Here is a 17,654-nt window from a genome sequence, read left to right on the forward strand (position 1 = left end):
AAACTCAGTCGTACGGGTTGTGCACACCCAGGCCGGCCAGTATCTCGATCTCGCGCGCCTCCATAGCCTGCGCATCAGCGTCACCCGTTTCGTGGTCCCAGCCCTGCGCGTGCAGCGTGCCGTGCACCAACAGGTGCGCATAATGCGCCTGCAGGGTTTTGCCCTGCTCGCGGGCCTCGCGTTCCACCACCGGCGCGCACAGCACCAGGTCGGCTGTGACCACGGGTTCCCGGGTGTAGTCGAAGGTCAGCACGTTGGTGGCGTAGTCCTTCTGCCGGTAGCTGCGGTTCAGCGCCTGGCCTTCCTCGGCGTCCACGATGCGCACCGTGATCTCGGCATCGCTGTCCAGCGCGTGGCGAATCCAGCGCGCCACGCTGTGGCGCGGCAGGGCGGCGCGGTGGCGCTTCGCGTCCTGCAGATCACCGAACTGCAGTGACAGGCTCAGCTGTTTAAGAGCCATTTCGGCTTTTTGTCCTTGTGGGACGGGCGACAGGCACTATCGAATCAATAGCATCGTCGATGCCCGGGCTGTTGCCCTTGTAGCCATCGTAGGCGTCCACGATGCGTGCCACCAGCGGGTGCCGCACCACGTCGGCACTGGTCAGGCGGATGATCGCAATGCCCTTGATGCGCTTGAGCACCCGTTCGGCGTCGATCAGCCCGCTGAGCTGCGTGCGCGGCAGATCGACCTGGCTGACGTCGCCGGTGACCACGGCCTTGCTGCCGAAGCCGATACGCGTCAAAAACATCTTCATCTGCTCGGGGGTGGTGTTCTGCGCCTCGTCGAGGATCACAAAGGCGTGGTTCAGCGTGCGGCCGCGCATGAAGGCCAGCGGCGCGATTTCGATCTGCTGGCGTTCGAAGGCTTTCTGCACACGTTCAAAACCCATCAGCTCGTACAGCGCGTCGTAGAGCGGACGCAGGTAAGGGTCCACCTTCTGGTTCAGGTCGCCGGGCAGAAAACCCAGGCGCTCGCCGGCCTCGACCGCCGGCCGCGTCAGCACGATGCGCTGCACGGCGCTGCGTTCCAGCGCATCCACCGCGCAGGCCACGGCCAGGTAGGTCTTGCCGGTGCCGGCCGGGCCGATGCCGAAGGTGATGTCGTGCGTGGCGATGTTTTCCAGGTAGGCGCCCTGGTTGGTGGTGCGCGCGCGCAGGTCGGCGCGGCGGGTGGACAGCGCCATCGCGCCATCGGGCGCAATGCTCAGCGCGGTGTCGCCGGCCAGCATCAGCTGCACGGTTTCCTCGGGAATCGGGCGCTGGGCCATTTCATACAGCGCCTGCAGCACTTCCAGCGCCTGCTGGGCCTTGGCCTTGGGCCCGTCGATCTTGAACTGCTCGAAACGGTGCGCAATCGTGACCTGCAGCGCCGCCTCGACGGTGCGGATGTGCGAGTCCATGGGGCCGCACAGGTGACCCATGCGGGTGTTGTTCGGCGGGGTGAAAGTGTGGCGGAGGATCAAAAGGGTGTTTTCCTTGGGGCAAGGCAGGCAGATGGGTGATTGTCCCCCGATATTCAAGTCGCTGGGGGCGCCGACGCACTGATAAGATTTGCCCATGATTGGACGCATCTCTGGCCTGCTGGCCGAAAAGAACCCCCCGGAACTGCTGGTGGACTGCAATGGCGTGGGTTACGAGGTGCTGGTACCCATGAGCACCTTCTACAACCTGCCTGCTCTCGGCGAAAAAGTCTCGCTGCTCACGCATTTTGTCGTGCGCGAGGACGCGCAGATCCTCTACGGCTTCGGCAGCGCCAGCGAACGTGCGGCCTTCCGCCAGCTGATCAAGATTTCCGGCGTCGGCCCGCGCACCGCGCTCAGCGTGCTCAGCGGCATGAGTGTGGACGAGCTGGCGCAGGCGGTGACCCAGCAGGAAGCCGGCTGCATCATCAAGGTGCCCGGCATCGGCAAAAAAACCGCCGAACGCCTGTTGCTCGAACTCAAGGGCAAGCTCGGCGCCGACATGGGCATCACCGTCAGCGTGGCTGACGACGCCCAGTCCGACATCCTGCAGGCCCTGGTGGCGCTGGGTTACAGCGACCGCGATGCGGCGCTGGCGCTGAAGGCGCTGCCGAAAGACATTGGGGTCAGTGACGGCATCAAGCTGGCGCTGAAGGCGCTGGCGAAATGACGCCAGGGGAAAAACGTGACCATGAGCGCAAAAGAAAGTCGGCAAAGTTCTTGGGCAAAAAGCTTTTTTTTTGTGCTTTGGCTGGGCTTCTTCAGTTTGCCTGGTTTTTCTCAAACTCCCAAAGAAGTGCTTGTGCAGGAATTGTCGAGCTGCGCAGAGCGCAGAGGTAACGGATCACTGGATAACGACCCTCAACCCTACCAACCTTGCCAGACGCCACCGATCAATACTTTGTTGATTAGAGAGTTTGCTGATGGTGTATTTGGTTTTTATGCGGACTACTCCCAATTTGCCACCACTCAAAGTAATTGCACAGTCATGGGATTAGGGCGACAAAAAGGACGTTCAATTGTTGGAGCCCTCTATGACTTCGAGCGAAAAGAGCTAACCGAACTATGCAAGGTGTCTCTGACTTGGAATAGCGCAAAACCTAAAGGCTTCTCAGGGTTTGCCTTCCAAGAACTATCTTTGTGCAGCGGAATGTGCGGCATGAATAACAATGTGGGGTCCATCTCCTTTGGCGGGAATGCAGGATTCCCATTTACTCCCTCCTTCAACTGCTCGAAGGCGAACCAGCCAGCCGAGCAATTGGTATGTCTGAATTGGGATTTGTCAAAGCTTGACTTCCGGGTAGCAGAGCTTTGGCAATATGCGGGTGAAGGCGCTGGTGAAAAGCAAAAACAGGCGTCTTGGCTGAAAGATCGAAACTCTTGCAAATACGATGCCAATTGCATTTCTTTGAGTTACCAACGGCGAGTAAAGGAGCTATGCGTCAGCGCTGGCTTTCAATTGAACGACAAGGGGCAATGTTAGTGGCCCCAGAAGCATGACCATCCAGACCGACGACTTCGACATGTCCGGCGTGCCACCCGTCAAACGGGTGATATCCGCCGCGCCGGCCTCGCCCAACGAGGAGGCGATCGAGCGCGCCTTGCGGCCCAAGCTGTTCGACGACTACGTGGGCCAGTCCAAGGTGCGCGAGCAGCTCGAGATTTTTATCGGCGCGGCCCGCAAACGCAGCGAGGCGATGGACCATGTGCTGCTGTTCGGCCCGCCCGGCCTGGGCAAAACCACGCTGAGCCACATCATTGCGCACGAGCTCGGCGTGAACCTGCGCCAGACCTCGGGGCCGGTGCTGGAAAAGCCGAAGGACCTGGCGGCGCTGCTGACCAACCTCGAAAAAAACGATGTGCTGTTCATCGACGAGATCCACCGCCTGAGCCCGGTGGTCGAGGAAATCCTCTACCCCGCGCTGGAGGACTACCAGATCGACATCATGATCGGCGAAGGCCCGGCAGCGCGTTCCATCAAGCTCGACCTGCAGCCCTTCACGCTGGTGGGCGCGACGACGCGCGCCGGCATGCTGACGAATCCGCTGCGCGACCGTTTCGGCATCGTCGCGCGGCTGGAGTTCTACAGTTCCGACGAGCTGGCGCGCATTGTGCGGCGCAGCGCCGGCCTGCTCAACGTGCCCATGGACGAAGACGGCGGTTTTGAAATTGCACGCCGTTCGCGCGGCACACCCCGTATTGCCAACCGCCTGCTGCGCCGCGTGCGCGACTACGCCGAGGTCAAGGGCGCCGGCCACATCACCCTGGACATCGCCAACAAGGCGCTGGCCATGCTGGATGTCGATCCCCAGGGGTTCGACGTGATGGACCGCAAACTGCTCGAAGCCGTGATCCACCGCTTTGACGGCGGACCGGTTGGCCTCGACAACATCGCCGCCAGCATCGGCGAGGAGCGCGACACGATCGAAGACGTGATCGAGCCCTACCTGATCCAGCAGGGCTATCTGCAACGCACGCCGCGCGGCCGTATTGCCACGCTGGCGGCCTACCGGCATCTGGGCGTGACACCGCCCGGAACCGGCGCCGGCTTGTTTGAACCCGGAACCTGATTTCCCCATGCGCCTGGCCCACACCTTTTCCCTGAAGCGCGGCTGGATCTGGATGGGGGTCGTGGCCATCATCGTGGTGGCGGCCGGCGCAGCCTGGTTTGTCCAGAAAAGTCCCCGGGTCGATGTGCTGGAACTGCGTTACGCGCCGCTGCTGCGGACCCTGCAGTTTTCTGCCCGCGTGGCGACCCTGTCGCGCGTGGACGTGGGCAGCACCGTGACCGGGCGCGTCGCGCAGGTACGTGTCGCCGAAGGCGCGCAGGTGCGCCAGGGCGAGGTGCTGGTCCAGCTGGAGACCGAGGAGCTGCGTGCCGCGGTGACGCAGGCGCTGGCGTCGGAGCGCCAGGCGCAGGCACGGCTGGCCGGCTTGCGCAGCACCGGCCGCTCGGCCGCCCAAGCCAGCTTGGCGCAGGCCGATTCGACGCTGAAGGCGGCCGAGGCTGAGCTGGCACGTACGCAACAACTCGTGAAGCAGGGTTTTCTCAGCGAAGCGCGGCTTGATGAAGTGCGGCGCGCCGTCGAAGTGGCCCGGGCGCAGCAGGCCGGCGCACGTGCACAGATCCAGGCCAATGCCGATGCCGGCACCGATGTGGCCCAGGCCCAGGCGCAGCTGGCTCTCGCCAGCGCCGCCACGGCAGCTGCGTGCGCGCGCCTGGCGCAGGCGGCCGTACTGGCACCCACCGATGCGCGCGTGCTGACGCGCGATGTCGAGCCGGGCCAGATCGTGCAGCCCGGCAAGGCCCTGATACGCCTGGCGCTGGCCGGCCCTACACAACTCAGCGCGCAGGTGGACGAGCGTTTCCTCGACCAGCTGCAGCCGGGGCAGAAGGCGGCGGTGGTGGCCGACGCGTTTGCCGACCAGCGGTTTGCCGCCCGCGTGTTGTCGATCGCCCCCGCCGTCGATGCCCAGCGTGGTGCGATCGAAGTCAAGTTTGCCCTCGAGCAGCAGGCGCCGGCCTTTTTGCGCGAAGACATGACGCTGTCGGTCGAGGTCGAAACTGGCCGGCGCGAACGTGCGCTGGTGCTGCCGCTGAGCGCCCTGCGCACGCAGCCGTCATCCACCACGGCGACGGTGCTGGTTGCCGAGGCGGGCCGCGCGCAGGAGCGCCAGCTGCGCCTGGGCCTGCGCTCGCTGGACGCGGCCGAGGTGCTGGAGGGCTTGGCGGAGGGGGATGCCGTGCTGCTGGGCAGCAGCGTCCCCGCCGGCGCCCGGATTCGCGCGCGGGCCGTGGCCTGGACGCCGGGGCAGCCGGTCGCCAAAACTGCGGCCACGTCCGAAGCCGGCTCGGCCATGAGCAACGCCATCGGGCGCTGAAGCGGCATGATCCCCGGGCTCGGTTTCGAATGGCGCGTGGCGCTGCGTTTCCTGCGCGAGGGCCGCATGCAGACCGTGCTCATCATCGTCGGCGTGGCGGCCGGCGTGGCGGTCATTGCCTACATTTCGGCGCTGATCAGCGGGCTGCAGGGCAGCACCCTGACCAAGACCCTGGGCGCGCAGGCGCACATCAGCCTGCGTGCGCCCGACGACATCGTCACGCCCGCGTGGCCGGACGTGCCCGGCAGCACCACGCTGACCGACACCCAGCCGCGCGCCCAGCGCCTGCGCTCGGTCGCCAACTGGCAGGCCCTGCTGCCGCTGCTCGAGGCCATGCGGGCGATTGCCGGCGTGTCGCCCATGGTGTCGGGCGCCGGCCTGGCACTGCGCGGCGAAGCCACCCAGGCGATTGCGCTGCTGGGCGTGGACCTGGACCGCTACGACCGCGTCGTCGGGCTGCGCAGCAAGGTGATCAGCGGCACTGCGCGGCTGGCGCCGGGCGAGGCCATCGTCGGCAAGGAGCTGGCGGCCGACCTGGGCGTGCGCGCCGGTGACCGCCTGACCGTGCAGACCGGCCTGGTCAGCGACTCGGTGCGTGTCACGGCGCTGGTGGACCTGGGCGTCAAGGACTTGAACCGGCGCACCGTCATCGTGCCGCTGCGCGCAGCGCAAAACCTGCTTGGGCTGCCGGGCGGCGCCACCAGCCTGGACCTGACGGTGAAGGACGTCTGGTCGGCGCAGGCGCTGGCCAGCGACCTGCGCCAGCAGTTTCCTTACAAGATCGAAAGCTGGCAGGAGAGCAACGCGCAGCTGGTGTCGGCCCTCAACGCCCAGTCGGTCAGCACCGCGCTGATACGCGGGGTGGTGCTGGTGGTCGTGGTGCTGGGCATTGCCAGCGTGCTGGTCGTGTCGGTGGTGCAAAAGCGCCGCGAGATCGGCATCCTGCGCGCCATGGGCGCCACCCGCGGGCAGATCCTGCGGCTCTTCCTGGTGCAGGGCGCGGTGGTGGGCGCGCTTGGCTCGGCGCTCGGGATTGCGCTGGCCGTCCTGATGATCTGGCTGTTCACGAAATTCGTGCGCGGCTCCGACGGTCTGCCGCTGTTTGTCATCGGCCTGCCGCTGGCCACGGCCGTGCAGGTGGCGCTGATTGCCACCGTGTGTGGCGTGCTGGCCGCGGTGGCGCCGGCACGCCGCGCCGCCGCGCTGGACCCGGCGCAGGCGATACGGATGTGAGCCCATGACGGCCGCCACCGACTCCCGCGCGCTGATCGACATGGGCGAGGTGCGCAAGCGCTATAACATCGGCCTGCCCAGCGAGGCCGAGGTGTTGCACGGCGTGTCGCTGCAGGTGCAACGCGGCGAATTCATTGCGCTGATCGGGCCCTCCGGCTCCGGCAAAAGCACGCTGCTCAACATCGTCGGCCTGCTCGAGGGCATGACGGCCGGCAGCTACCGCTTGCAGGGCCAGGAGGTGCACGGCCTGGACGACGCAGCCCTGACGCTGCTGCGGCGCAGCACGCTGGGTTTTGTGTTCCAGTTCCATCACCTGTTGCCGGCCTTCACGGCGCTGGAAAACGTCACGCTGCCCGCGCTGATGCGCGGCGGCCACGTCAGCGCCAAACAACGCGAGCATGCGCGCGCGTTGCTGGCCTCGGTCGGCCTGGCCAACGCCATGGACAAGCGGCCCGCCGAACTGTCGGGCGGCATGCAGCAGCGCGTGGCGATTGCCCGCGCCCTGGTGATGGAGCCGGCGCTGGTGCTGGCCGACGAACCCACCGGCAACCTCGACACCGCGTCGTCCGACGAGGTGTTTGTGCAGCTGCGGCGCATGCACGTCGAACTCGGCACCACCTTTGTGGTGGTCACCCACGACCCGCGCCTGGCCGCCCGCTGCGACCGGCTGGTCGAGCTGATCGATGGGCGCATCGCGCGTGATGAGGCCGTGACGCGCGAGCCGGCCAGTTGATTCGGAGAGCCGGTGGTCGAAATGCGCCTCTCTTGAGCGTTCTCGGAGGGCAGTCACCAGCGAGTGGGCTCAGAAATTTTGTTTATGAATAATGTACAAAGGTCTAAAAGCGGACGTTTAACATTCTGCTCGAGCGAGGGGTTAGGGAAACCCTGATCAAGTATTGATGTCTGCCACGCGGGGACGGCGATGGTGCCGGTGGACAGCTTGAAGCCCTTGGCCTGCAGGTAAGCGCCCGCCTGCTTGTAGATCTGATGGCCCAGTTCATGGCGCTCCAGTAGAGTTCAGCACCGTGGTGTTGTTGGGCACATGCTCGTGGCCCAGGTTGATGTCCACGAACTCGCGCATCGAGGTGGACTTGTACAGCGCCTCCTCCACCGCCGGATCGCTCAGGTCAGAGACAGCACCGGCAAGGTGCTGGCCGACGGCGATGCCGTGGTGCTGATCAAGGACCTCAAGGTCAAGGGGTCGTCCATCACTCTCAAGATGGGCACCAAGGTCAAGAGCATCCGCCTGACCGGCGGCGACCATGAGGTGGACTGCAAGATGGACGCCGGCAGCTTCATGCTCAAGGCCTGTTACCTCAGGAAGGCCTGATCCTGCAGTTCAGTGATGGTGCCCGTGCTCGCCATGCACATGGCGGTGCGCAATTTCTTCATCGCTGGCCTTGCGCACATCGGTGACGGTCAGGCTGAAGCGTAGCGCCTTGCCGGCCAGTGGATGGTTGCCGTCCATCAGCACGGTGTCGCCCTTGATTTTGGTCACGGTGAAAGCGTGCACCTTGCCGTCGTTGTCGCGCCCTTCGAGCTGGCCGCCGACTTTCACGCCGGGCGGGAACTGGCTTTTGGGAATGCTCCGCAGCAGCGCTTCGTCACGCAGGCCAAAGGCGTCTTCGGGTTGCAGTTCCAGCGTGGTCTGGTAGCCGCGCGTCTTTCCTTCCAGGGCTTCCTCGATCTTGGGCAGGGTGTTGCCATAACCCCCGTGCAGGTAAACCATGGGCTCCTTGCTTTCTTCAATCAGCTTGCCCCCGATTTCGGAGACCTTGAAGCGCAGGGTCACGGCGGTGTCTTTTTCGATGTTCATGGCGGGTCTTGGTGGAATGACAAAGTCCCATTTTCGCGCAAAGACGGCCGGGGTCTCAGTGGAGCAGTTTGTCGGCCTCGGCAGCCAGCGCGGCGGAAATCGAGTCCAGTACCGCCGATTCCAGGTTCCAGCAGTGCCAGAACAGCTGCACCGGCAGCGTGTGCCGGGGCGCGACATTGACCAGTTTGCCGTCGTCGATCAAGCCCCGCACCAGCAGTTCCGGCAGCACGCTGACCCCCCATCCCGCCAGGGCGGCGCGCAGCTGACCCTCGGAGCTGGGGACAAACAGCTGGCTCAGCGAAACCCGCTTAAGGCCGACGGCCCGGGCGACAAACTCGCTTTGCATGTCGTCCTTGCGGTTGAACGCCACATAGGTGAGGGCGCGAAAATTCGATGCGTCCAGCCCGCCGGGCAGATGTGTTTTCGCGTAAGCCGGTTCGGCCACGGCGACGTAGTTCATGGCACCGAGCTGGGCCACCTTGCAGCCGCGCAGTGCCTGCTTCAGGGTGGTGACGCACCCCAGCACATGTCCCTGGCGCAGCCAGTCGTGCGTGAAATCCTGGTCGTCGACGATGATCTCGACCGGCAGCCCCTGCCTGACCAGGCCGGTCAGGGCATCGAGCGCCCAGCTGGCAATGCTGTCGGCATTGACCGCAATCGAGATGCGTTCTTCCTCGCGCACGCCGCCCGACAAGCCTGGCGCCAGTTCCTTGAGGTCGCGCTCCAGGTCGGCGCGTATCAGGCGCAGCTGCCGGGTGTGTTTGAGCAACAGCTTGCCGGCCGAGGTGGCCTTCAGCGGCCGGCTGCGCACGATCAGGATGGCCCCGACCTGGCCCTCCAGCACCCGCAGGCGCTGCGAGATGGCCGATTGCGTGACGTTCAGGCGCTGGGCGGCACGCTCGAAACCGCCTTCTTCGACGATGGCGGCCAGGCATTCGAGGGCAAGGGGATCGTACATAGGCTTATTAGCCTTCCTAATGATTTGCCAAAGAGTTTAACGAGGCTGTTAATTTGCGGCAAGCTCATCCAGACTAGCGCCCATGAAAATCATTGTTTTGGGCGCGGGGATCATCGGTGTCAGCACGGCCTGGCACCTGGCCCAACGCGGGCACGAAGTGACGGTGGTCGAACGCCAGAGCGGCGCTGCCATGGAAACCAGTTTTGCCAATGCAGCGCAGATCTCCGTCAGCTACTGCGAGCCCTGGGCGAACCCGGAGGCGCCGGCCAAGCTGCTGAAATGGATGTTTCGCAAGGACGCGCCGCTGCTGTTCCGGCCCCGGCTGGACTGGCGCCAGTGGCGCTGGGGTCTGCAGTTCCTGAGCCAGTGCACCGACGCGGCCTTTCGCCGCAATGTCGAGCAGATCGTGGCGCTGGGCGCCTACAGCCATGCGGCGCTCAAGGACATCGTGCAGGGGACCGGCATTGACTACAACCGGCTGGAGCGCGGCATCGCGCATTACTACACCGACCAGCAATCGTTTGACGCGGCAGCGCAGGCCGCCGCGCTGATGCGGGGGTTTGGTGTGGACCGCCGGGTGATCCGCCCCAGCGAGCTGTTCGAGATCGAACCGGCCTACCGCTCGTTTGCCGATCACATCGTAGGTGGCACCTACACCGCCAGCGATGAAAGCGGGGACGCGCGGGTGTTCACCCAGGAGCTGGCGCAACGCTGCGAGGCAGCCGGCGTGCAGTTTGTCTACGAACACGACATCGTGCGGCTGGAGAAAACCGGCGGCGAGATCAGCGCGGTCCAGCTCAGGAAACGCAGCACCGGGGAGTTGCTGGCCCGTCAGGCCGATGCCTTCGTCGTGGCCTGCGGTTCCTGGTCGGCCCCCTTGCTGCGCACGGCGGGCGTGGACCTGTCCATCTACCCCGGCAAGGGCTACAGCGCCACCTTCAAGCTGCTCAAGCCTGAGCTCGCGCCGTATGTCAGCACCATCGACGACGAGGTCAAGTGCGCCATCAGCCGTCTGGGTGACACCCTGCGTGTCGCCGGCACCATTGAGGTGGCGGGTTACGACCTTTCGCTCGACACGCCGCTGGCCAGGGCGCGTTGCCAGATGCTGGCCGACCGCATCGAGCAGGTGTTGCCGGGCGTGTGCGACACCCGCAATGAGGCACAGGGCGGCCAGCCCAACTTCTGGACCGGCCTGCGCCCTGCCACCCCGACCAACATTCCCTACATCGGCAGGACCAAGGTCGGCAAGCTCTGGGTGAACGCCGGCCACGGCACGCTGGGCTGGACCCATGGCGCCGGGTCGGGCAAGGCCATCGCCGAGCTGATCGACGGCCAGCGGCCGGCCCTGACGTTTGGCTTCCTTGGGGTGTGAGGCTTCGCCGCGGAATTGACATGGATCATGCGGCGCAGAAATAGCCCCTAGGGTAAACACCGCTTTGGCGTGAAATCCGGGCCGTACGCCCCGCGCGCCGGCTTGTCATGAAAAAACGCCAGGACTAGCATGTCCTCCAACCTGTCAAGGCCGGCTGGGCGCGTCGGGACGGGCGCAGAAGGCCCTGCCTTCGCGCAGCGTTCCTGCAAGCAAAGTGCTTCCTGCGTTTACAGGTTCAGTGCTGCGCGGGCGACTCTCCGCCCGCGGAACTCGGCACCTGTTTACCTCGAGGAGACAGCTGTGGATACAACAACAAGGTCTTGTATGCTTGCCGCCGCCGTGCTGGGCCTGGCAGGCGCGGCGATGGCCCAGGTGCCGCCGGCGCCGGTGGCGCCACCGGCGAACATCGAAAAACTCAAGCAGATGAAGGTGGCAACAACCGATCTGAACATTCCGGTCGTGCCGCAGAGCGGTCCCAATGCTGACGCCATCCGCGAAAACCTCAAGCGCATCAAGCTGCCGCCGGGATTCAAGATCGCCCTGTATGCCGTGGTGCCCGATGCCCGCCACATGGCGGTGGCACCTTCGACCAACATGCTGTTTGTCGGCACGCGCAAGACCACGGTCTGGGCTGTGACCAACCGCAACAGCGGCGAGATGGCCACCGAGGTGAAGTCGTTTGCGCCTTCGCTGAAGTTCAGTGTGCCCAACGGGGTCTGCTGGACCCGGGACGGCTTCCTGATCGTGGTCGAGCACAACCGGGTGCTCAATTTCCCGGCGGCCGAATTTTTCTATGAAGGCCCGGACGTGGCGGTGATCGAGGTGGTGCCGCAGGGCAAGCTGATACCGGTGGAAGAGGAAAGCTACAACCACGGCGCGCGCACCTGCCGGGTCGGCAAGGATGGCATGCTCTACATCACGCTGGGCCAGCCGCACAACGTGCAGCCGCGTGACAAGCTCAAGCTGTATGACGAGCTGGGCATAGGCGGCATTGTGCGCATGAATCCGTTTGACGGCAGCAAGCGCGAGGTTTATGCGCGCGGCATCCGCAACTCCGTGGGCCTGGAATTCAATCCGAAGAACAATGAGTTGTGGTTCACCGACAACCAGACTGACGGTATGGGCGACCTGATTCCCGCCGGAGAAATCAATCGCGCCACCAAGGCCGGCCAGTTCTTCGGCTACCCCTGGATCCAGGGCAAGACCCGCATCACCGAACACGGCTACGACAAGGACCCGCTGCCATCCAATGTGACGAATCCCGAGGTCTACATGGACGCCCATGCGGCCGACCTGGGGCTGACCTTCTACACCGGCAAGAAATTCCCGGCCAAATACCAGGGCGGCATCTTCTCGGCGCAACACGGCTCCTGGAACCGCACCGAGCCGATAGGCGCGCGCATCATGTTCACCAGCCTCAAGCCCAATGGCTCGGCCGACAAGACCGAGGTGTTCGCCGAAGGCTGGCTGGACCCCGAGACGCGCCAGTACCGCGGCCGGCCGGTGGATGTGGCCAACCTGCCCGATGGGTCCCTGCTGGTGTCGGACGATTTTGCCGGCGCGATCTACCGCATCAGCTACACCGGGCCCTGAGCCGGGCTGGGCTGGTTGATCCCGTCATCGGCGCGCCCGAACAGCGGTCCGGGCGCGCTGCTTTTCTGAAAGGCCTGCGATGACTTCCTTTTCCACGCTGGCGCGGCTGGGCCTGCTGCTGGGCTGCGCCTTGGCGCAGCCTCTGGTCGCCCAGGCGCGTGATCCGGTGGCCGGCCAGGCGCGGGCGGCGGCCCTGTGTGTCACCTGCCATGGCCCGCTGGGCCTGAGCCAGCTGCCCAATGCGCCCAACCTGGCCGGACAACCCGCCATCTACACGGTGGAGCAATTGAAAAACTACCGCAGCGGCAAACGTCAGCACGAGGTGATGGCCGTGATTGCCAAACCGCTGACCGACCAGGAGATCGAAGACCTGGCAGCCTGGTACGCGTCGATACAGATTTCAGTGACCCCGAAGTAAGGGGGCATCGGGAAGGCCGCACCTCCTTCGCGCGCGCTTGCCCTACCATCCGGCATCTGCCTTTTGTCGTTTGCCATTTGCCATGGGGGAGATGGCGCAGGAAGCACCATGACCCGTTTATTTTCCTGTCCGCACACACTTGCTGCCGCCCTGGTGGCGGGTTCCGTGATGTCGGCGCCGGCGGGCGCCCAGACGCTCGCGCCCATCAGCGTCACCGCCACACGCACCGAGCTGCCGCCCTTCGACGTGCCGGCCTCGGTGGACGTGATCGACGGCGAGCGCTTGCGCAGCGATGGGCGCGCGCAGGTCAACCTGTCGGAAAGCCTGGCGCTGGTGCCCGGCCTGCTGGCGCGCGACCGGCAGAACCAGGCGCAGGACCTGCAACTGTCGGTGCGCGGTTTTGGCGCACGTTCGACCTTTGGCGTGCGCGGCGTGCGCCTGTATGTGGACGGCATTCCCGCAACCATGCCCGATGGCCAGGGCCAGCTCTCGCACATCGACCTCGCATCGGTCGGCCGCATTGAGGTGCTGCGCGGCCCTTTTTCCGCGCTGTACGGCAACTCGTCGGGCGGCGTCATGCAGGTCTTCACCGAAGAAGGCCAGGGCAGCCCGGTGGTCAGCAGCAGCGCGGCGACCGGCTCGGATGGCCTCCGGCGTTTCGACATCAAGGCCAGCGGTGCCACCGGGGCCTTGGGATATGTGCTGAGCGCCGGGCGCCTGAGCACCGACGGCTACCGCGCGCACAGCGCCGCCGAACGCGAGGGCTCCAACCTGCGCCTGGACTGGGCGCTGGACGGCGACCGCAAGCTGACCCTGCTGGCCAACACAGTGTCGGTGGATGCGCAGGATCCGCTGGGCCTGAGCCGCGCGCAGTTCGATGCCGCGCCGCGCAGTGCCGATGCCTCGGCCACCACCTTCAACACCCGCAAGACCGTGCGCCAGAGCCAGCTCGGTGCGGTGTATGAGCAGCGGGTCGATACGGACCACCAGTGGCGCTTGATGGTGTATGGCGGCGAGCGGTCCACCACGCAGTTCCAGGCCATCCCCACTGGCGTGCAGGCCAATCCGCTGCACCCCGGAGGCGTGATCGGCCTGGCGCGCGACTACGGCGGGCTGGACCTGCGCTGGACCAGCCGCACCCAGCTGGCGCAGCGCCCACTTGAAATTGTTGGCGGCCTGGCCTATGACGCGATGAAGGAAACGCGGCGCGGCTGGCAGAACTTCCAGGGTGCCGAACTCGGGGTGCAGGGCGCCCTGCGGCGCGAGGAAGACAACCGCGTTACCAGCCTGGACCCCTACGTTCAAGCCACCTGGAAGCCGGCGCCGCACTGGACCGTGAATGCCGGTGTGCGCCACAGCCTGGTGCGTTTCAGTTCCGCCGACCGCTACATCGTTGGGACCAATCGCGATGACAGCGGCAGCGTGCGCTACAGCGCCACCCTGCCTGCCGCTGGCATCACCTATGCGCCCTCGGCGCAGTGGCGGGTGTACGCGGCCGCCGGGCGCGGCTTCGAAACGCCAACCTTCAACGAGCTGGCTTACCGGCCGTCCGGCACCGGGTTGAACTTTGCGCTGCGTCCCTCACGCAGCGACAACCTCGAGGCGGGTCTCAAATGGCGCAGTGTCGCCGGCGCCATGCCGCGCATCGAATCCACGCTGGCGGTTTTTCATACCGCGACCCGGGACGAAATCGTCACGCAGAGCAACGTCGGTGGTCGCAGCACCTTCCAGAACGCCGGGGCCACGCGCCGCCGCGGGCTGGAGCTGGCCGGCAGCATCGCGCCGGCGCGCCATTGGCTGGCGCAGCTGTCCTACACGCTGCTCGATGCCCGCTACCGCGATGGTTTCGCCTGCGTGGGCAATGTTGTCCTGTGTCCGGCCGCGCTGGTGCCCGCCGGCAACCGCATCCCGGGCACGGCCCGCACCGCGCTGGCGGCCGAGATCGGCTGGCGGCCGCCCACCGGCTGGCGTGCCGGCGTCGACGCGCGTTACCTCGGCAGCGTGGCTGTCAACGATGTCAACAGCGATGCCGCGGCGTCTTTTGTCACGCTGGGCGCCCATGTCGGTTACGTGGCCGAGATCAATCGCTGGACCCTCTCGGCCGCAGCCCGCCTCGACAACCTGACCAACCGCCGTTATGCAGGGTCGGTCATCGTCAATGAAGGCAATGGCCGCTATTTCGAACCGGCCGCCGGCCGCAACCATGTGCTGAGCGTGTCGGCGAGTTACCGGTTTTAGGCGGCGCGGCACAATAGCCGCTCCGCACCATGCCCTGACTGCTTTCCCCCCATGCACACCACCGCCCTCGTCCTGTTCTCCGGTGGGCAGGACTCCACCACCTGCCTGGCCCAGGCGCTGTCAAAGTACGAACGTGTGGAAACCGTGGGTTTCGACTACGGCCAGCGCCACAGCGTGGAGCTGCAGGCGCGCCTGGTGGTGCTGCGCGAGATCCGCTCGCAGTTTCCGCAGTGGGCGTCCAGGCTTGGTGAGGATCATGTTCTCGACCTCGCCGTGCTGGGCCAGGTCAGCGAAAGCTCACTGACACGCGACACGGCGTTCAGGATGGAGAGTTCGGGCCTGCCCAACACCTTTGTGCCGGGGCGCAATCTGCTGTTCCTGACGCTGGCGGCGGCGCTGGCCTACCGGCGCGATCTGCAGGTGCTGGTCACCGGGGTCTGCGAGACCGATTTCTCCGGTTACCCCGACTGCCGCGACGACACGATGAAAGCCATGCAGTTGGCCTTGTCGCTGGGCATGGACAAACGTTTCCTGATCGAGACGCCGCTGATGTGGATAGACAAGGCGGCGACCTGGGCGCTGGCCGAGGCACTGGGCGGTCAGGCGTTGGTGCAACTCATCATCGAACACACCCACACCTGCTACCTGGGCGACCGCACACACCGCCACGCCTGGGGCTACGGCTGCGGCCAGTGCCCGGCGTGCGAGCTGCGCCTGCGCGGGTATGCGGCTTACGCGGGTGCGGCGGCCGGGCGCTGATCAGGCGCGGGTTTCGGTCAGCCGGTACAACGCCGCTGCGCCGTCGGGCAGTTTCTCGAGCTCCCAGCGCTTGCCGTGAAAAGCTGCCACCGTCGGTCGATGCGCTATTGAAACAATAGCGCCTCCCGCTTGCCGGGTCTGGGCCAGCAGTCGTTCGTAGAGTGTTTTTTCGGCATCCTCGTCGAGCGCGCTGGTGGCTTCGTCGGCAAACAGCCAGGCCGGCTTTTTCAGCAGCACGCGGGCAATCGCCAGGCGCTGCTGCTCGCCGCCCGAGAGTTTCTGGCTCCAGGCGTCCTCGTCGTCGAGGCGCTGCACCAGCTTGGGCAGCAGCGCGTCTTCCAGCGCCTGTCGCAGTTGCGCATCGCTGTAGCTAGCGGCCGGTTGCGGGTAGGCCAGCGCGTCGCGCAGGCTGCCGTTCGGAAAGTAGGGGCGTTGCGGAATGAACATGGTGTTGGCCGGCAACACGGTACGGCCGCGGCTGAAGGGCCAGATGCCGGACAGCGCGCGAAACAGCGTCGATTTGCCGCTGCCCGACGGGCCCTTGATCAACACGTTCTCTCCGGCTTCGGCATGCAGCGAGACCCCTTCCAGCAACACCGCCCCGGTGGGCAGGGCCACAGTCAGGTCCTGCGTGTCCAGGCCGGTGGCGGAGTCGCTGGTTGCTACGGAATTCATAGCTGTCTGCGCTTGCCGCGCCTGGGCCAGGGCCGCAAAACTCTCTTCAAAACTGGTCAGGCGGTCGGTCGTCGCGCGCCAGGCAGCCAGGCTGCTGTAGTTGTCGACAAACCAGCTCAGCGAGTCCTGCACGCGGCCGAAGGCCGACGAGATCTGCATCAGCTGCCCGAGCTGGATGGCGCCGCTGAAAAAGCGCGGCGCGGCCACCACAAAGGGAAACACCACGGCGGCCTGGCCAAAAAAGTTGGTGAACCAGATCAGGTTTTTCTGCTTCCTGATCAGGGTCAGGTAGTTGCCCAGCACGGTGGAAAAGCGACTTTCCAGGTGCACGCGTTCAACGGCCTCGCCCTTGTCGAGCGCAATCGATTCGCTGTACTCACGCACCCGCACGAGGTGGTGGCGGAAATCGGCCTCGTAACGCTGCTGCAGGAAATTGAGACGGATCTGCGGCCGGCCGATGTAGTGCGTGATGATGCTGCCGGCCGCGCAGTACAGCACCGCCATCCAGACCATGAAGCCGGGAATGTTGAAGCTGGTGCCGCCCAGGGTGAAGCCAAACGGCCCCGACAGGCTCCACAGGATGCCGACAAAACTCAGCAGCGTCACCACGGCGTTGAGCAGGCCCATGCTCAGCGAGATGGTGTAGGTGGTGAACAGGTTCAGGTCTTCCTGGATGCGCTGGTCGGGGTTGTCCGGTGCGGCCGTGCCATTGCCGCCATTTGTGCTGTTGGTGCCGTTCGTGCCGGTGTTCGCATAACGGGCCAGCTCCATGCGGTAGAAGGCGTGGTCGGCCAGCCAGCGCTGCAGGTAGTGGGCGGTCATCCAGGCGCGCCAGCGGATCTCCAGCAGCTGCGTCAGGTAAAAGCGGTAGACCGCGATGATGATGAAAGCAAAGGCCAGGTAGGTGAAGCGCCCGAGCTGCTCCCAGAACACCGGCTGGTTCTTCTCCTGCAGCGCATCGTAAAACACCCGGTTCCATTCATTGATCAGCACCAGCATGTAGACCGCGCCGAGGTTGAGCAGCACGATGGCGACCAGCAGCCCGCGCGCCTTCCATTTGTCCTCGGACGCGAAGTAGGGCCGCGTCAGTGCCCAGGCCTTGCGGCAGAAGTCCTTGAAAGCGGCCAACTTGCCGTGCACGGCGGGGACCAGGGGCGTCAGGGGCATGGGAGTCATCCTTGGAGGCGGAAATGAAAGCCAGTGTAGTGCCGCGCCCTGTCGCGCGAGTGCATGGGCGCAGCGCGGGAATT

General features: G+C 65.4%; 15 protein-coding genes and 3 pseudogenes. 12 read left to right on the forward strand and 6 right to left on the reverse strand.

Annotated features, from left to right (window positions below; genetic code table 11):
- Positions 1-4: 4 nt before the first annotated feature.
- Both ybeY and AAG813_RS03255 read right to left on the reverse strand, forming a co-directional pair.
- The gene (ybeY, locus tag AAG813_RS03250) at positions 5-460 is read right to left on the reverse strand and encodes an rRNA maturation RNase YbeY (RefSeq protein WP_341911793.1); all 456 of its coding nucleotides are present in this window, start codon (positions 458-460) and stop codon (positions 5-7) included.
- On the reverse strand, positions 450-1,463 hold the full coding sequence (locus tag AAG813_RS03255) for a PhoH family protein (RefSeq protein ID WP_341911795.1): 1,014 nt from the start codon (positions 1,461-1,463) through the stop codon (positions 450-452). The genes ybeY and AAG813_RS03255 overlap by 11 nt, the downstream gene beginning before the upstream one ends.
- A 94-nt stretch (positions 1,464-1,557) precedes the next feature.
- On the opposite strand from AAG813_RS03255, the gene ruvA reads away from it, so the two are divergent.
- The 6 genes from ruvA to AAG813_RS03285 are packed head-to-tail and all read left to right on the forward strand — an operon-like array spanning position 1,558 to position 7,308.
- Positions 1,558-2,130 (forward strand): Holliday junction branch migration protein RuvA, encoded by a 573-nt coding sequence (ruvA, locus tag AAG813_RS03260; protein ID WP_341911797.1) that lies wholly within the window; start codon positions 1,558-1,560, stop codon positions 2,128-2,130.
- Positions 2,131-2,151: 21 nt separating this feature from the next.
- Complete coding sequence (locus AAG813_RS03265) at positions 2,152-2,943, forward strand: hypothetical protein (protein ID WP_341911798.1); 792 nt, start codon at positions 2,152-2,154, stop codon at positions 2,941-2,943.
- Positions 2,944-2,956: 13 nt separating this feature from the next.
- Positions 2,957-4,030 carry a Holliday junction branch migration DNA helicase RuvB gene (gene ruvB / locus AAG813_RS03270; protein ID WP_341911801.1) on the forward strand — a complete coding sequence of 358 codons (1,074 nt, stop codon included), beginning with the start codon at positions 2,957-2,959 and terminating at the stop codon, positions 4,028-4,030.
- 7 nt (positions 4,031-4,037) lie between these two features.
- Positions 4,038-5,342, forward strand: coding sequence for an efflux RND transporter periplasmic adaptor subunit (locus AAG813_RS03275; protein ID WP_341911803.1), 1,305 nt, complete (start codon positions 4,038-4,040; stop codon positions 5,340-5,342).
- 6 nt (positions 5,343-5,348) lie between these two features.
- On the forward strand, positions 5,349-6,575 hold the full coding sequence (locus AAG813_RS03280) for an FtsX-like permease family protein (RefSeq protein WP_341911805.1): 1,227 nt from the start codon (positions 5,349-5,351) through the stop codon (positions 6,573-6,575).
- 4 nt (positions 6,576-6,579) lie between these two features.
- The gene (locus AAG813_RS03285) at positions 6,580-7,308 is read left to right on the forward strand and encodes an ABC transporter ATP-binding protein (protein WP_341911807.1); all 729 of its coding nucleotides are present in this window, start codon (positions 6,580-6,582) and stop codon (positions 7,306-7,308) included.
- A 260-nt stretch (positions 7,309-7,568) separates the two neighbouring features.
- Here the strand turns inward: AAG813_RS03285 and AAG813_RS03290 are convergent.
- A pseudogene (locus AAG813_RS03290) lies at positions 7,569-7,698 on the reverse strand (IS5/IS1182 family transposase); the annotation flags it as partial.
- Between the two features lie 3 nt (positions 7,699-7,701).
- Between AAG813_RS03290 and AAG813_RS03295 the strand changes: the two are divergent.
- Positions 7,702-7,905, forward strand: a pseudogene (locus AAG813_RS03295) (zinc ribbon domain-containing protein YjdM); the annotation flags it as partial.
- Between the two features lie 9 nt (positions 7,906-7,914).
- On the opposite strand, the gene AAG813_RS03300 reads toward AAG813_RS03295, so the two are convergent.
- Together AAG813_RS03300 and AAG813_RS03305 are read right to left on the reverse strand one after the other, a co-directional pair.
- Positions 7,915-8,391 carry a peptidylprolyl isomerase gene (locus AAG813_RS03300; RefSeq protein ID WP_341911809.1) on the reverse strand — a complete coding sequence of 159 codons (477 nt, stop codon included), beginning with the start codon at positions 8,389-8,391 and terminating at the stop codon, positions 7,915-7,917.
- Between the two features lie 55 nt (positions 8,392-8,446).
- Positions 8,447-9,349: a LysR family transcriptional regulator ArgP gene (locus tag AAG813_RS03305; protein WP_341911811.1), complete on the reverse strand. Its 903-nt coding sequence runs from the start codon at positions 9,347-9,349 to the stop codon at positions 8,447-8,449.
- A 79-nt stretch (positions 9,350-9,428) separates the two neighbouring features.
- On the opposite strand from AAG813_RS03305, the pseudogene AAG813_RS03310 reads away from it, so the two are divergent.
- The 5 genes and pseudogenes from AAG813_RS03310 to queC all read left to right on the forward strand — a co-directional run.
- A pseudogene (locus tag AAG813_RS03310) lies at positions 9,429-10,721 on the forward strand (D-amino acid dehydrogenase); the annotation flags it as partial.
- 363 nt (positions 10,722-11,084) lie between these two features.
- On the forward strand, positions 11,085-12,314 hold the full coding sequence (locus tag AAG813_RS03315) for a PQQ-dependent sugar dehydrogenase (protein ID WP_341912135.1): 1,230 nt from the start codon (positions 11,085-11,087) through the stop codon (positions 12,312-12,314).
- A gap of 79 nt (positions 12,315-12,393) precedes the next feature.
- Entirely contained in the window at positions 12,394-12,732 is a 339-nt protein-coding gene (locus tag AAG813_RS03320; RefSeq protein ID WP_341911813.1) for a cytochrome c, read from the forward strand.
- Between the two features lie 108 nt (positions 12,733-12,840).
- Positions 12,841-14,970, forward strand: a complete 2,130-nt coding sequence (locus tag AAG813_RS03325) for a TonB-dependent receptor (protein WP_341911816.1) — start codon at positions 12,841-12,843, stop codon at positions 14,968-14,970.
- 51 nt (positions 14,971-15,021) lie between these two features.
- Entirely contained in the window at positions 15,022-15,729 is a 708-nt protein-coding gene (gene queC, locus AAG813_RS03330) for a 7-cyano-7-deazaguanine synthase QueC (protein ID WP_341911818.1), read from the forward strand.
- Here the strand turns inward: queC and AAG813_RS03335 are convergent, their stop codons facing one another.
- A complete protein-coding gene (locus AAG813_RS03335; protein ID WP_341911820.1) occupies positions 15,730-17,571 on the reverse strand; it encodes an ABC transporter ATP-binding protein/permease in 1,842 nt (613 codons plus the stop codon).
- Positions 17,572-17,654 lie beyond the last annotated feature (83 nt).

Origin of the sequence: Polaromonas sp. YR568, assembly GCF_943371715.1 — a bacterium.
Lineage (GTDB): Bacteria > Pseudomonadota > Gammaproteobacteria > Burkholderiales > Burkholderiaceae_C > Polaromonas.

What these genes read in the sequence shown, in the direction of transcription:
- ybeY (WP_341911793.1), bottom strand. Translation starts at nt 460, where the DNA reads ATGGCTCTTAAACAGCTGAGCCTGTCACTGCAGTTCGGTGATCTGCAG.
- ruvA (WP_341911797.1), top strand. Translation starts at nt 1,558, where the DNA reads ATGATTGGACGCATCTCTGGCCTGCTGGCCGAAAAGAACCCCCCGGAA.
- AAG813_RS03265 (WP_341911798.1), top strand. Translation starts at nt 2,152, where the DNA reads ATGAGCGCAAAAGAAAGTCGGCAAAGTTCTTGGGCAAAAAGCTTTTTT.
- ruvB (WP_341911801.1), top strand. Translation starts at nt 2,957, where the DNA reads ATGACCATCCAGACCGACGACTTCGACATGTCCGGCGTGCCACCCGTC.
- AAG813_RS03275 (WP_341911803.1), top strand. Translation starts at nt 4,038, where the DNA reads ATGCGCCTGGCCCACACCTTTTCCCTGAAGCGCGGCTGGATCTGGATG.
- AAG813_RS03280 (WP_341911805.1), top strand. Translation starts at nt 5,349, where the DNA reads ATGATCCCCGGGCTCGGTTTCGAATGGCGCGTGGCGCTGCGTTTCCTG.
- AAG813_RS03285 (WP_341911807.1), top strand. Translation starts at nt 6,580, where the DNA reads ATGACGGCCGCCACCGACTCCCGCGCGCTGATCGACATGGGCGAGGTG.
- AAG813_RS03300 (WP_341911809.1), bottom strand. Translation starts at nt 8,391, where the DNA reads ATGAACATCGAAAAAGACACCGCCGTGACCCTGCGCTTCAAGGTCTCC.
- AAG813_RS03305 (WP_341911811.1), bottom strand. Translation starts at nt 9,349, where the DNA reads ATGTACGATCCCCTTGCCCTCGAATGCCTGGCCGCCATCGTCGAAGAA.
- AAG813_RS03315 (WP_341912135.1), top strand. Translation starts at nt 11,085, where the DNA reads ATGGCCCAGGTGCCGCCGGCGCCGGTGGCGCCACCGGCGAACATCGAA.
- AAG813_RS03320 (WP_341911813.1), top strand. Translation starts at nt 12,394, where the DNA reads ATGACTTCCTTTTCCACGCTGGCGCGGCTGGGCCTGCTGCTGGGCTGC.
- AAG813_RS03325 (WP_341911816.1), top strand. Translation starts at nt 12,841, where the DNA reads ATGACCCGTTTATTTTCCTGTCCGCACACACTTGCTGCCGCCCTGGTG.
- queC (WP_341911818.1), top strand. Translation starts at nt 15,022, where the DNA reads ATGCACACCACCGCCCTCGTCCTGTTCTCCGGTGGGCAGGACTCCACC.
- AAG813_RS03335 (WP_341911820.1), bottom strand. Translation starts at nt 17,571, where the DNA reads ATGCCCCTGACGCCCCTGGTCCCCGCCGTGCACGGCAAGTTGGCCGCT.